Here is a 14,013-nt window from a genome sequence, read left to right as displayed (position 1 = left end):
TATTTTTTTAATCATCCATTAAAAATATAGAATTTACATGATATTACCTATTGTAGCATACGGAGACCCAGTATTAAAGAAAAAGGGAAAAGAAATAGAAAAGGAGTATCCAAAGCTTGCTGAGCTTTTAGAAAATATGTTTGAAACCATGTATAATGCTCATGGAGTAGGATTAGCAGCCCCTCAGATAGGACTTCCTATCCGATTATTTATTATTGATGCATCACCTTTTTCTGAAGATGAAGAGTTGTCAGAAGAAGAAGCTAACCAATTAAAAGACTTTAAAAAAGTATTTATTAATGCTACTATTATAGAAGAAACAGGAGAAGAGTGGGCATTTGCAGAAGGATGTTTAAGCATTCCTGAAATACGAGAAGATGTATTTCGTAATGAATTCGTTAAAATAAAATATTTTGATGAAAATTTTGTAGAGCATACAGAAGTATATAATGGACTAGCAGCAAGAGTAATTCAGCATGAATATGATCATATTGAAGGAATTTTGTTTACCGATAAACTATCTAGTCTTAAAAAACGTTTGATAAAAGGAAAATTAGCAAACATTTCTAAAGGAAAAGTTAAACCAGAATATCGTATGCGTTTTCCTTTGGCTAAAAAAGGAAGGTAATTACAATTTTACGTATTAAATATTTATGTTGGCGAATGTTTGATTTTTAAAAATGAACTATAGATATTTGCCAACTTTTGAAATAAAAATATATGAGCTTAGATAAGATACTAGCAATTTCGGGTAAACCCGGTTTGTATGAATTAAAAACACAAACTCGAAGTGGTTTTATAGCAGAATCTCTATTAGATGGAAAACGATTATCAGTAAGTATAAGACATAATGTAAGTGTACTTAGTGAAATTGCAATCTATACATTTACAGAAGAAGTGCCATTACGAGAAATCTTTAAAAAGATTTTAGATAAAGAAAATGGTGAACAAGCAATGAATCATAAAGAGCCTAAAGATAAATTAGAGGCATATTTTAGTGAAATATTGCCAGATTATGATGAAGATAGGGTATATACCAGTGATATGAAAAAGGTGATCCAATGGTATAATATTTTGCAATCTAAAGGAATGACAGATTTTTCTGAACCAGAAGTAGAAGAAAAAACAACGGAAGAAGAAGAATAAAAAATATAAAGTTAAGTATTAAAAATCCTGTCGAAAGATAGGATTTTGTTTTTTAGATACAATTGATTCACCTTCTTGGTAGTACATTCTTAGTAAATATTGATCAATAGTATAATATAGATAGGTTTTTGGGGTAAGGTTTCATGACTTCTTTGTACTTTTGCGCAAAATTTTACTACAACTTTACTAATATTTAGTTTACATGGCTAATACCAAATATGTTTTTGTAACCGGAGGTGTGTCTTCTTCTTTAGGAAAAGGAATTATAGCAGCCTCTCTGGCCAAATTATTACAAGCAAGAGGATATAGAGTGACAATTCAGAAACTGGATCCTTATATAAACGTTGATCCAGGAACCCTAAATCCTTATGAACATGGGGAGTGCTATGTTACGGATGATGGAGCAGAAACAGATCTTGATTTAGGACATTATGAACGATTTTTAAATACACCAACTTCTCAAGCCAATAATGTAACGACTGGTAGAATTTATCAAAGCGTTATTGAAAAAGAACGACGAGGAGAGTTTTTAGGAAAAACAGTTCAGGTAGTTCCACATATTACTAATGAAATTAAAGAAAGAATTCAGATTTTAGGTAAAAGTGGTGAATATGATATTGTAATCACAGAAATAGGAGGTACCGTAGGAGATATAGAATCGTTACCATATATAGAAGCTGTACGTCAATTAAAATGGGAATTAGGAGATACGAATGCATTAGTTATCCATTTAACTTTGATACCATATCTTTCTGCAGCAGGAGAGTTAAAGACTAAGCCTACACAACATAGTGTTAAAACATTGATGGAGAGTGGTATAAAAGCAGATATTTTGGTTTGCAGAACAGAACATGAATTGTCTGATGATTTACGTAGAAAATTAGCGCTTTTCTGTAATGTTAAAAAAGAAGCTGTTATAGAATCAATAGATGCATCTACCATTTATGATGTTCCTAATTTAATGCTAGAAGAAGGTTTAGATACTGTAGTTTTAAGACAATTAGTCTTAAGAGATGACGATGTCCCTAATCTTGATAGTTGGAATAATTTTTTAGACAGACATAAAAACCCAAAATGTCAAGTTACGATAGGGCTTATTGGTAAATATGTAGAGTTACAAGATTCTTATAAATCAATTCTTGAAGCATTTATCCACGCAGGAGCAGAGAATGAGGTGAAAGTAAATGTAGTAAGTATACACTCAGAATATATAGATAAAGCTACTATCGATAAGAAAATAGCGCATCTAGATGGAGTTTTGGTTGCTCCAGGTTTTGGTGAGCGAGGAATAGAAGGTAAAATTAAAGCAGTTCAGTTTGCTAGAGAAAATAAAGTACCATTTTTTGGAATCTGTTTAGGAATGCAAATGGCAGTAATAGAATATTCTCGTAATGTTTTAGGATTAAAAGAGGCATGTTCTGCAGAAGTAGATAAAAATACTCCTTACCCTGTTATCGATATCATGGAAGAACAGAAAAATATTACTGATATGGGAGGAACCATGCGTTTAGGTGCTTGGGATTGCGAATTAACTGAAGATAGTAAAGTGTTTGAAGCCTATAATAAAACCTTGATAGCTGAGCGTCACCGTCATCGTTATGAGTATAACAATACCTATAAAGAACAATTAGAAGATGCAGGGCTTAAAACCACAGGAGTTAATCCTAAAACTGGATTGGTAGAAATAGTAGAAATACCTGATCACCCTTGGTTTGTAGGAGTACAATACCATCCAGAATATAAAAGTACAGTAGCTAAACCACACCCGTTGTTTATTGCTTTTATACAAGCAGCAGTAGCATATTCAAAAAACAAGAAAAGTGTCAAAGTGTCACAAAAAAAGTGATTGGCGGGATAATTGGAATCATAAATTATTAAATATATAACTGAAAGCCTAAATCTAAATCATTTAGATAAAGGCTTTTTACACATCAATACATGGAAGAAAAGAAATTTGATCTTAATTCGATAATTGGATTTGCACTTATTTTTGGAATCATCGTTTGGATGTTCTATCTAAATCAACCAACTCCTGAGGAAATAGCAGCAGAAAAGGCTAAAAAAGAACAAGTAACATCAGAGAAAAAAACAGATAAGCAAACTACTACTGACTTTGTAACAGAGAATACTGCTATTGCAGTTAATCCACTCGATTCTGTTGCACTATCTAATGCTAAAACCCAACTAGGAGCATTTGCATACTCTGCTAGTTTACCATCAGCAAAAAATGAATACACTAAGATCGAGAATGAAGTTTTAAGTCTTAAGATAAATAATAGAGGAGGGTATATCTCTGAAGCCTTACTAAAAAATTTTAAAACATATGATTCTGTACCTGTATATCTTATAAAAGATGGTAAGAATGCCTCTTTTAATATTAATTTTGGAACTACAGATAATAGAATTTTAAATACGCAAGATTTATTTTTTGAACCTACAGTTACTAAAAATGGAGATAATACAATAGTATCAATGAAACTTAAAGTTTCTGAAGCTAAGTTTTTAGAGTATAGATATGAGATGAAACCAAATGATTATATGGTAGATTTTACCATTAGATCTCAGGGGTTACAGCAGGTTATTAATAGCAGTCAAAAAATAAACCTTGATTGGAAACTACAAGGGATAAGACATGCTAAAAGTGCAGCATATGAAAATAGATATACAGAAATTAAGTATGAGTATGATGGAGGAAAAGACGACTATGTAGGAGCTGGAGAGTTTGCAGATGATGAAGAGCAAAATGTAAGCTGGATAGCATTTAATCAACACTTTTTTACATCTATACTATTAACAGATACACCTTTTAAAACAACTTCTTTTACATCAAAAAATATAGCAGGTAATACAGAATTAGATGATAAAGATATAAAAGTAACCAGAGAGTTTTCTGCATCAATTCCATTAGAACTTCAAGGAGGAGAAATAAACTATGCTATGGATTGGTATTATGGTCCTACAGATTATAAAATAGTAAATGCTTATGATCGTAATCTAGATGAAATTGTACCTTTAGGTTGGGGAATTTTTGGAATAATAAACAGGTATTTATTTATCCCATTTTTTGGGTTTTTAAGCGGATTCCTTCCTTATGGTATTGCAATAGTAGTGATGACAATTATAGTACGTATTGTACTCTCTCCTGTTACTTATAAGTCGTATTTATCTCAGGCAAAAATGAAAGTTTTACGCCCAGAAATTAATGAGATTAATGAGAAGTACAAGGATAATGCAATGAAGAAACAGCAAGAAACAATGGCATTGTATGGTAAAGCAGGAGTAAACCCAATGAGTGGGTGTTTACCTGCATTGATGCAAATACCAGTATTTTATGCATTGTTTAATTTCTTCCCAAGTGCATTTCAATTACGACAAAAAAGTTTCTTATGGGCGGATGATTTATCTAGTTATGATACTATAGCAGAATTACCATTTACAATTCCTTTTTATGGAGATCATATTAGTTTGTTTCCAATATTAGCATCTATAGCGATATTCATATATATGACAATGACTACAGGGCAGACTATGCAGACGCAACAGCCAGGAATGCCAAATATGAAATTCATTATGTATCTATCTCCAGTGATGATGTTATTTTTCTTTAATAACTATGCAAGTGGGTTATCATTATACTATTTTATATCTAACCTGATTACTATAGGTATTATGTTAGTCATAAAAAATGTTATTATAGATGAAGATAAGATCCATGCTAAAATTCAGGAAAACAAAAAGAAACCTAAGAAACAAGGTAAGTTTCAGACAAAAATGAAAGAACTGATGGAACAAGCAGAGCAACAAAAAGGTAAAAAGAAATAAAAATAACATACTACCTATAAAAAAAGCTCCTTATTAGGAGCTTTTTTTATAGGTAGGGCTTCCTTATATCAATTTGATTTTATAATATTGGTATACTTTTTGGGTAATAGATTCGTTGAAGTAATATCCCAAATTTAATAGTACACTTATGCGAATATTTTTGTTTTTTGTTTTAACTGTTAGTTTTTCTGTTCTTGGACAAGAATATAATCAATATGATGCTAATGGGAAACGTCATGGTAAATGGCAAAAAAAGTATGATAATAGTGATCAACTTCGTTATGAAGGAACTTTTGACCATGGTAAAGAAGTAGGAGAATTTAAATTCTACAAACCTAATAGTGGTAATTTACCTACTGCAGTAAAATTATTTTCAAAAAATAATGATACTATTAATTTGAGATATTTTTCTCAAAAAGGAAAAGTAATAAGTGAAGGATTGATGGTAGGGAAAAATAGAACTGGATTATGGAAATATTATCATAAAAATTCTGATAAAACTATGATGACAGAATATTATGAATATGATAAACTAAATGGAGAGCAGTTAACATATTTCGAAAATGGGCAATTGACAGAGAAAATAATCTATGTTAATGGAAAACGAAATGGCAAAAGAGTTATATATTCTGAGGAAGGATTGATAATGAAAGAATTTATGTACGAGAATGATCAACTACATGGTGTAACGAAATATTATGATACAAAAGGAATATTAATCATAGAAGGGAACTATAAAAGAGATCGTAAAAATGGTGTATGGAAATATTATAAAGATGGGAAATTATCAGAGCAAAAAATATATCCATTAAACAATTAAAAAATAATCTTTTATTATTTATATATAGTTCTGTTTTATAAGATTTCATTTTTTTTAATAGAATTACTTTTTTTAGATAAGAAAGAGATATGACTCCATAATAAAAGGATATCATAAATTCATTAGTGTTACTTTTTTTATTTACTATTTTTGCAAAATAATTTTAAATAGTAAGTAAAGGAATTTTTAATGAAGAGAGTAATCGTAGGATTATCAGGAGGAGTCGATTCTAGTGTGGCTGCTTATTTGCTTAAAGAGCAAGGATATGAAGTTATAGGGTTGTTTATGAAAAACTGGCATGATGATTCCGTAACAATATCTGATGAATGCCCTTGGTTAGATGATAGTAATGATGCATTATTAGTAGCAGAGAAGTTAGGGATTCCATTTCAGACTGTAGATCTTAGCGAAGAGTATAAAGAGCGTATAGTAGATTATATGTTTAATGAATATGAAAAAGGACGTACTCCTAATCCAGATGTACTATGTAATCGCGAGATAAAATTTGATGTATTTCTTAAGATAGCACTATCACTAGGAGCAGATTATGTAGCAACAGGGCATTATTGTAGAAAAGATACTATACTTAAGGATGGAAAAGAAGTATATCGTCTTCTAGGAGGTAAAGACACTAATAAAGATCAATCTTATTTTTTATGCCAACTATCTCAGGAGCAGTTAGCAAAAACCCTTTTCCCAGTTGGAGAGTTATTAAAACCAGAAGTTAGAGATATTGCCAAGACTCAGGATTTGGTAACTGCAGATAAAAAAGATTCTCAGGGACTCTGTTTTATAGGTAAAGTTCGTCTTCCAGAATTTTTGCAACAAAAATTAAAACCAAAAGAAGGTAATATTATAGAAATACCTTTTTCTGAAGAAATATATAAACGTAAACTTCCTGAATTTACCTCTAAAAAAGAAAAACTAGAATTCTTATCTAGTAAATATCAATATCATACTAATAATGGAAAGATAGTAGGGAAGCATCAAGGAGCTCATTACTATACTAAAGGGCAGCGCAAAGGCTTAGGAGTTGGTGGTACTCCAGAACCACTTTTTGTGATAGAAACAGATGTCGAAACAAATACAATCTATACTGGGCAAGGCAAAAAACATCCAGGATTGTATAGAAAAGCATTATTCATAACTAATGAAGAATTACATTGGGTAAGAGAAGATCTTAGGCTAAATGTAGGTGAAGAACTAGAGGTAGTTGCTAGAATTCGATATCGACAACTATTAGAGAAAGCTACCTTATATATGGTAGACTCTGGTATGTATGTAGTATTTGAAAATAATCAGAGTGCAATAACCGAAGGGCAATTTGTCGCTTGGTATATTGCAGACGAATTGATAGGATCTGGAGTAATTTCATAATATTTAATAAAAATATATTAAGTCAATACGTTAATGAATAAAATAAAAGAATTATTTAATATCCAATATCCAATAATTCAAGGAGGTATGATATGGGCTAGTGGTTGGAAACTAGCAAGTGCAGTAAGTAATGCCGGAGGATTAGGACTTATTGGATCAGGATCAATGTATCCTGATGTACTAAGAGAACATATTCAAAAATGTAAAAAGGCAACAGATAAACCTTTTGGGATTAATGTGCCAATGTTATACCCTAATCTAGAGGAACTTATACAGATTGTCATAGAAGAGAATGTGAAAATAGTATTTACCTCTGCAGGAAACCCTAAAACCTATACACAGTATCTTAAAGAAAACGGAATCACTGTAGTGCATGTAGTAAGTAGCCTCAAATTTGCTATTAAAGCACAAGACGCAGGCGTTGATGCAGTAGTTGTAGAAGGTTTTGAAGCAGGAGGGCATAACGGTAGAGATGAAACAACTACATTAACTTTAATACCTATAGTTAAAGAAAAAATTGATATTCCTTTGATTGCAGCAGGAGGTATTGCAACAGGTGCAGCGATGTATGCTGTTATGGCTTTGGGAGCAGATGGAGTGCAAGTAGGAAGTCGGTTTGTAGCAAGTAATGAAGCATCATCACATATAGATTTTAAACAAATGATAGTGAATGCTAAAGAAGGAGATACACAACTTACCTTAAAAGAATTAGCACCAGTTCGTTTATTAAAAAATAAATTTTATGAAGATGTAACTGCATTATATGCTAAAGGAACCTCTATTGATGAGTTGAAAACATTATTAGGTCGTGCAAGAGCAAAACGAGGTATGTTTGAAGGAGATCTAGAAGAAGGAGAATTAGAGATCGGACAAGTGTCAGGATTGATTCATGATATTAAATCAGCTAAAGATATAGTGGAGGATATGATCAAAGAATTTAGAATAACCAAGAATAATATGGAATACATTTCTTTATAAATAGTATAACCTATGAACTCTAGACAAGATCAGCTTAAAGCTTTTGATAGATTACTAACTATCATGGATGAACTTAGAGCACAATGCCCCTGGGATAAAAAACAAACATTACAATCATTACGACATCTGACAATAGAAGAGACTTACGAGTTAGGAGATGCAATTCTTGATAATGATCTTAGTGAGGTAAAAAAAGAACTAGGAGATTTGCTATTACATATTGTGTTTTATGCTAAGATAGGTAGTGAAACAAAGGATTTTGATATTGCAGATGTAGCAAATGAGATTTGTGAAAAATTAATTCATAGACATCCTCATATCTACGGAGATGTTATTGTCGATAACGAGGAAGATGTAAAACGTAATTGGGAAAATTTGAAGCTTAAAGAAGGGAAAAAAAGCGTTCTAGAGGGAGTTCCTAAATCATTACCAGCTATGGTAAAAGCTAGTAGAATACAGGATAAAGTGGCAGGAGTAGGTTTTGATTGGGAAGAGCCCTATCAGGTATTTGATAAAATAAAAGAAGAATTAGATGAATTACAGCACGAAATTAAGGAGCAAGACCAAGATAAAATAGAATCAGAGTTTGGCGATGTTCTTTTTTCTATAATCAATTATGCAAGATTTCTTAAAGTAAATCCAGAAGATGCTTTAGAGCGTACTAATAAAAAATTTATAAAAAGATTTCAGTATTTAGAAACAAAAGCAAAAGAAAATAATAAAAATCTTATGGATATGACATTATCCGAAATGGATGTGTTTTGGGAAGAAGCTAAACAGTTATAACGATATTTTTAACATATAAAAAAACACTGATTTTTAATTTATTAAAAATCAGTGTTTTTTTTATATGTAATAGTTAAGAAAACTTAATAGATTAGATGGAAGACTTATAATTTTTTGATTTTTATAAGTTTAGCTTTCCATACTTCTAGATTTTCTTTATAATTGTCAATGTTCTTTTTAACATCTCTAACTAGTGGATTATCATCTTTAGCATTTTTAAAGAATTGAAGATTATTTTCTAATTGGCGAATTTCGCCTTTAACCTCATCAATTTTTTTACGAATAAAAATTTGCTCATTTTTAAGAGCTCGGTCATCAGTTTGATTTGATAATGTATTTAGCTTATTGTCATACTTTATAAGTTCAGTTTCTTTACGACTTATATTAAGTTGCTGAAAAAGACCGTCTAGAACTTTATTGTATTCTCCTTCTATATTCTTATTCTTATATGGTACTTTACCTAAAGTTTTCCATACAGCTATATTTTCTTTGATTGTAACAAGATCTATTTTTGGATCTCCTGCAAGCTCTATTTCTTTGAGTTTTTCTATATGTGCTTGTTTTTTTTCTAAAGAAATAATTTCTTCTTTGTTGGCTTCGTCCTTTTGTTCATGAAGTTTGTCAAAATAGAAATTACAAGCATCTTTAAATTTTTTCCAGATTTTATCACTGTCTTTTCGTGGTACATGACCAATTTTTTTCCAGTCTGATTGAATTTTTTTCATAAGAGGAGTAACGATAGCATAATCATCACTATTCTTATTATCTTCTGCAATCTGGATTAACTCCAATTTTTTGTTAAGATTTTCAAACTGATCTTTTTTAAGATTTTTATAAAAAGTATTCTTATTACGATTAAAATCTCTAACGGCATTTTTAAACTCGCTCCAAGTTTGTTCATTTACATTTGAAGGTACTTTTCCTGCATTAAAAAAACTATCTCTAAGCGATTCTATTTCTTTTATTTTTTGTTGCCACCCACTATGATTCTTAGGATGATCTTGCCCTACTTCGATAATCTTTGTAATAATTTCTCTCTTTACCTCTAGATTTTGTTCATATACTTTGTCTAGGTTTTTAAAGTGTTTCTGCCTATTTTCATGAATCTGTTTTGTTAATGCACTAAATTTTTCCCAGATAGGCTCTCTGTATTCTTTTCCTACGGGACCAAGATCTTCTTTCCACATTTTGTGAAGTAACTGTAGTTCTCTAAAAGCCCTGTTTACATCAGTTTCTTGAGCTAGCTCTGTGGCTCGCTCTATAATTTTTAGTTTTTGATCTAAATTGTGTTTAAAATCAAGATCTCTAAACTCTCTGTTTAGGTGTAAAAAATCATAAAAATTCTCAGTATGATGATGATATGTATTCCAAACAGTATTATATTTATCTCTAGGTATTGCTCCTGCATTACGCCATCTTTCCTGGATATTTTTAAAATGATTATAAGTAGTATTTATATTCTCATCTATATTCAGTAATCCTTTTAATTCTTCTATTAATTCTAATCTTTTATTTAAATTTTCTTGAAGATCTTTTTTTAGATTTTGATAATATGCATTTCGCTTTTCTTTATAATCAAAGTAGATAGAATTAAATTCTTTTTTTATAGGTGTTGAATAATAAAAATCAATTAGATTACCTCCTTCAGCTAAAAATTCTTCCTTTTTTTGCTCTACTTCTTCATTAAACTTTTCATTAAATTCATTTTTAATTTCTTCTACGTGTTCTCTAATTGCCTGAATTTTTTCATTCTTAACCAAATTTTGTAATTCTTTGATCAATTCTTCTTTATTCATGGCATGATAATCCTTTTTTTCTATGTCATGACGTTCTATCGTACTTTCATCCTCACTATGTTCTGCAACAGCTTGATCCATTTGATTCTGAATTATGTCATCTTCATCTTTTTTAGAAGTATTTTCTAAATCTGATGCGACAGTACTGTCATCTGTTGATTCAGATTTTTCCTTTTCAGAATCCGTAATTTGTGAATTTACTATTGTAGAATTGGCTATAACTTCTTTTTGATCAGATTGTTCTAGTTTCTCAGTAGATGTTTCTTCAGATTCTTTTGATGTTTCTGATATAACTGTTTCTAGATTTTCAACTTCTGAATTTATTTCTAAAGTTTTAGCCTTGTTTTCTTCACTTCCGTCTGCCTTAGGCAGGTTATCATTTGTAGACATCGTATGAGCTTTTTTAGTTGTCTGGTGCTTAATGCTAGACCAAGATACTAACAATATTATAAAACCTCAAAGTTATTAGAAGGTTTTAAGATTACTTAGAGAAAACTTAAACAAGAATTTAACTAAAATTTAGGATAAAATTAATCATTCCAAATTTCCCAAGCTTTTTCAGCTTGCAATATTAACATCTGTAATCCATTAGAAACAGTAGCTCCTTTTTCTTTACCCTTGATCATAAAAGTAGTTTCATTTGGATTATAAATTAAATCGTACAATACATGGTTTTTAGTAATGTATTCATAAGGAATGTCTGGATAATTATGGATGTTAGGGTGTGTTCCCAAAGGAGTACAGTTAATAATTAATTTGTATGATTGTATAATGTCTTCATCAAGATCATTATAACTAAGCTCATTAAAATCAGGATTACGTGATACAAACGTGTAATTGATGTTTAATTGATTTAATGCATATCCAATCGCTTTTGATGCTCCTCCAGTTCCTAGTATTAATGCTTTTTTTATAGTTTTGTTTAATAATGGTTTTAGAGATTCTGTAAATCCATAGTGATCACTATTGTAACCTTTTGTTTTTCTCTTTTTGTCGAATTTGATGACATTTATTGCTCCAATTTCTTTAGCTATTGGATCTAACTCATCTAGATAAGAAATTACTTCTTCTTTATAAGGGATGGTAACATTCAGACCGTGTACTAGAGGATTATCTATAATTTTTATAATATCCTTAATCTCTGTAAGATCAAAATTAGTATACTCACAATTTAAATTTTCTTTTTCAAATTTTTCTAAAAAATAACCTTTAGAGAAAGAGTAACTAATGTTTCTGCCTAATAATCCGTATATTTTTTTCATTTTGAATTTTTTAGCGTTTGTTTACCATACCATTCTAACCATAAAATGATGCCAATACCTATAAGAATATAAAAGATTCCAATGTAAGTTTCTATGATTTCGAAATTAGGAAAATAACGGTCATAGTTGTCTAATATTGGGTTTCCTAATGCATCTATTTGTGGGTTACCTATACTATCATATTTGTAAACTTTATCTTTCCAAGGCCATACTACGCCTAGAGAACCAGTAATAAATCCAATAATAATAGCAAAAGTTGCATTTTTGTAATGTTTTAAAACATATCCTAAAAAATGAGATAATGTAACTAAGCCTGTTAATGATCCAAAACTGAATACTAAAAGAACTTGTAGTAATCGTATTCTTTTAGGGTTTTCGATGAACAAAAAATTCCAGTGTATTACATCAGCTATTGTGTCAGATAGCGCATTTACAGAATCAACTAAAAGCAAAACGTAGTTTCCTAATAATATAAGGATAAAAGAGCCTGATAGCCCAGGTAATGTCATACCTGATACGCCTATAATACCGCAGATGAAAACAAACCAAAGGTTATCATTTTCTTTTGCAGGGGCTAATAGACTAATGCTAACCCCTATTATAATGCCTATAATAATAAGGAGAATATTTCTTCTGCTCCAATCTTCGAAATCTTTTATAATATAATAGATAGAACCAATAATCATCCCAAAAAATGCTGCCCAAACATATAATTCGTAATTAATAATAAGGTAATCAAGGATTTTGGAAACACTAAAGTAACTGATTAACATTCCTAGTATTAGAAGTCCAAGAAAACGTCCATTAATATATCTCCAAAAACTTTTAAATCTAAAATTGATAAAAAGCTTAAATGCTTTAAAATTTATTTTCTGAAGCGAATAGATAAATTCTTCATAAAAACCAGCAACAAATGCAACTACTCCTCCAGAAACTCCAGGCACCTTATTGGCAGCTCCCATAGCTAAACCTTTAATAACAAGGAAAAATCTATCGGTAAAAGTTCTAGTACTTTGTTGCATTGACTAATTTACTTTTTTTACAGAAAGACGTTCTAAGATTAGAATTAATAAAAACCCTATAGCTATAAAACAGAAAACCCATATTATTTTGGGATCACCTTCATAATGAGTAGGTAATATACTTTTGTCTATAAATGGGACTTTAAGTCCTTCAGAATTTGTTCTCCAAGACAGTATTTCTTTCCATGGCCAAAGCTTATTGAGTGAACCTATCATAAAACCTGTAAGTATAGCTAGAGTTGTGTTTTTATGATGTTTGAACATCCAATTTAAGACTTTAGAAAATAATTTGAGGCCTACTATTGCACCAATAGCAATAATCATTATTTTGGAGATAGCTTGCCATAATAGATTGAAATCTAGCTGAGTAATGCCTTCTCGTAATTGGTTTAAGATATCTATAAATGTTTGATACGCTCCTAGAATTAATAAAATAAAAGCTCCAGAAACACCTGGTAATATCATGGCTATAATTGCTATAAACCCACAAAATAATAAATACCAGCTACTATCTGGTGAGGCTAAAGGTTCTGCTATGGTTATAAAATAAGCAAATAGGGCTGCTAAAATAATGCTAATTACAACTTTTGGTTTCCATGCAGTGATTTGTTTTCCTATATAGACAATACTGGCAAGTACTAATCCAAAAAAGAAAGCCCATAGTAATAGTGGTTCATTATGGAGAAGCCATTTTATAAGTTTTGAAAGCGAAAGAATACTTATTGCTATTCCTAAAAAAAGAGCTACTAAAAATGAGAGGTTATATTTTCTCCATGAAATTTTTAACCCTTCTTTTTTCCAAACTGAAAAAAAACCAATATCTAAATTATTAATGGTTTCTATTAGCTCTTCATAGATGCCGGATATAAATGCAATGGTTCCTCCCGAAACGCCAGGAACTACATCTGCAGCCCCCATTGCTAATCCTTTTGCAGAGATAATAAGATACTCCTTAAGCTTTCTTTGCATTTGTATCGTCTTTGATGTTTTTAATCAAAACAAAT

General features: G+C 30.5%; 12 protein-coding genes. 8 read left to right on the top strand and 4 right to left on the bottom strand.

The window, feature by feature from the left end; genetic code table 11:
* Nucleotides 1–37 precede the first annotated feature (37 nt).
* The 8 genes from def to mazG all read left to right on the top strand — a co-directional run bounded on the left by def (nucleotide 38) and on the right by mazG (nucleotide 8,929).
* Nucleotides 38–628: a peptide deformylase gene (gene def, locus N456_RS16255; protein WP_062059549.1), complete on the top strand. Its 591-nt coding sequence runs from the start codon at nucleotides 38–40 to the stop codon at nucleotides 626–628.
* 92 nt (nucleotides 629–720) lie between these two features.
* Complete coding sequence (locus N456_RS16250) at nucleotides 721–1,146, top strand: DUF5606 family protein (protein ID WP_062059543.1); 426 nt, start codon at nucleotides 721–723, stop codon at nucleotides 1,144–1,146.
* Nucleotides 1,147–1,348: 202 nt separating this feature from the next.
* Nucleotides 1,349–2,992, top strand: a complete 1,644-nt coding sequence (locus tag N456_RS16245; RefSeq protein ID WP_062059541.1) for a CTP synthase — start codon at nucleotides 1,349–1,351, stop codon at nucleotides 2,990–2,992.
* 92 nt (nucleotides 2,993–3,084) lie between these two features.
* Nucleotides 3,085–4,968, top strand: coding sequence for a membrane protein insertase YidC (yidC, locus tag N456_RS16240; protein ID WP_062059539.1), 1,884 nt, complete (start codon nucleotides 3,085–3,087; stop codon nucleotides 4,966–4,968).
* Nucleotides 4,969–5,116: 148 nt separating this feature from the next.
* Complete coding sequence (locus N456_RS16235) at nucleotides 5,117–5,788, top strand: toxin-antitoxin system YwqK family antitoxin (RefSeq protein WP_062059537.1); 672 nt, start codon at nucleotides 5,117–5,119, stop codon at nucleotides 5,786–5,788.
* Nucleotides 5,789–5,977: 189 nt separating this feature from the next.
* A complete protein-coding gene (gene mnmA / locus N456_RS16230; protein ID WP_062059534.1) occupies nucleotides 5,978–7,165 on the top strand; it encodes a tRNA 2-thiouridine(34) synthase MnmA in 1,188 nt (395 codons plus the stop codon).
* Nucleotides 7,166–7,198: 33 nt separating this feature from the next.
* The gene (locus N456_RS16225) at nucleotides 7,199–8,143 is read left to right on the top strand and encodes an NAD(P)H-dependent flavin oxidoreductase (protein WP_062059532.1); all 945 of its coding nucleotides are present in this window, start codon (nucleotides 7,199–7,201) and stop codon (nucleotides 8,141–8,143) included.
* 12 nt (nucleotides 8,144–8,155) lie between these two features.
* Nucleotides 8,156–8,929, top strand: coding sequence for a nucleoside triphosphate pyrophosphohydrolase (gene mazG, locus N456_RS16220; RefSeq protein ID WP_062059530.1), 774 nt, complete (start codon nucleotides 8,156–8,158; stop codon nucleotides 8,927–8,929).
* A 104-nt stretch (nucleotides 8,930–9,033) separates the two neighbouring features.
* Here mazG and N456_RS16215 read toward each other — a convergent pair whose 3' ends face one another.
* The 4 genes from N456_RS16215 to N456_RS16200 form a co-directional block, all read right to left on the bottom strand.
* Nucleotides 9,034–11,115, bottom strand: a complete 2,082-nt coding sequence (locus N456_RS16215; protein ID WP_062059528.1) for a DUF349 domain-containing protein — start codon at nucleotides 11,113–11,115, stop codon at nucleotides 9,034–9,036.
* A 140-nt stretch (nucleotides 11,116–11,255) separates the two neighbouring features.
* Nucleotides 11,256–11,987 (bottom strand): shikimate dehydrogenase family protein, encoded by a 732-nt coding sequence (locus N456_RS16210; protein WP_062059526.1) that lies wholly within the window; start codon nucleotides 11,985–11,987, stop codon nucleotides 11,256–11,258.
* Complete coding sequence (locus tag N456_RS16205; protein WP_062059524.1) at nucleotides 11,984–13,009, bottom strand: DUF368 domain-containing protein; 1,026 nt, start codon at nucleotides 13,007–13,009, stop codon at nucleotides 11,984–11,986. The genes N456_RS16210 and N456_RS16205 overlap by 4 nt, the downstream gene beginning before the upstream one ends.
* 3 nt (nucleotides 13,010–13,012) lie before the next feature.
* Entirely contained in the window at nucleotides 13,013–13,978 is a 966-nt protein-coding gene (locus tag N456_RS16200) for a DUF368 domain-containing protein (protein WP_062059522.1), read from the bottom strand.
* Between the last annotated feature and the right edge of the window lie 35 nt (nucleotides 13,979–14,013).

The sequence above is a fragment of the Aquimarina longa SW024 genome (assembly GCF_001401755.1).
Lineage (GTDB): Bacteria > Bacteroidota > Bacteroidia > Flavobacteriales > Flavobacteriaceae > Aquimarina > Aquimarina longa.
The sequence above is the reverse complement of the archived record's forward strand: the minus strand, read 5'-3'. Positions and strand labels throughout refer to the sequence as shown.

Bases quoted from the DNA above. Each gene is read 5' to 3' on its own strand.
- N456_RS16235 (WP_062059537.1), top strand. From the start codon at position 5,117: ATGCGAATATTTTTGTTTTTTGTTTTAACTGTTAGTTTTTCTGTTCTT.
- N456_RS16245 (WP_062059541.1), top strand. From the start codon at position 1,349: ATGGCTAATACCAAATATGTTTTTGTAACCGGAGGTGTGTCTTCTTCT.
- yidC (WP_062059539.1), top strand. From the start codon at position 3,085: ATGGAAGAAAAGAAATTTGATCTTAATTCGATAATTGGATTTGCACTT.
- mnmA (WP_062059534.1), top strand. From the start codon at position 5,978: ATGAAGAGAGTAATCGTAGGATTATCAGGAGGAGTCGATTCTAGTGTG.
- def (WP_062059549.1), top strand. From the start codon at position 38: ATGATATTACCTATTGTAGCATACGGAGACCCAGTATTAAAGAAAAAG.
- N456_RS16250 (WP_062059543.1), top strand. From the start codon at position 721: ATGAGCTTAGATAAGATACTAGCAATTTCGGGTAAACCCGGTTTGTAT.
- N456_RS16210 (WP_062059526.1), bottom strand. From the start codon at position 11,987: ATGAAAAAAATATACGGATTATTAGGCAGAAACATTAGTTACTCTTTC.
- N456_RS16205 (WP_062059524.1), bottom strand. From the start codon at position 13,009: ATGCAACAAAGTACTAGAACTTTTACCGATAGATTTTTCCTTGTTATT.
- N456_RS16215 (WP_062059528.1), bottom strand. From the start codon at position 11,115: ATGTCTACAAATGATAACCTGCCTAAGGCAGACGGAAGTGAAGAAAAC.
- mazG (WP_062059530.1), top strand. From the start codon at position 8,156: ATGAACTCTAGACAAGATCAGCTTAAAGCTTTTGATAGATTACTAACT.
- N456_RS16200 (WP_062059522.1), bottom strand. From the start codon at position 13,978: ATGCAAAGAAAGCTTAAGGAGTATCTTATTATCTCTGCAAAAGGATTA.
- N456_RS16225 (WP_062059532.1), top strand. From the start codon at position 7,199: ATGAATAAAATAAAAGAATTATTTAATATCCAATATCCAATAATTCAA.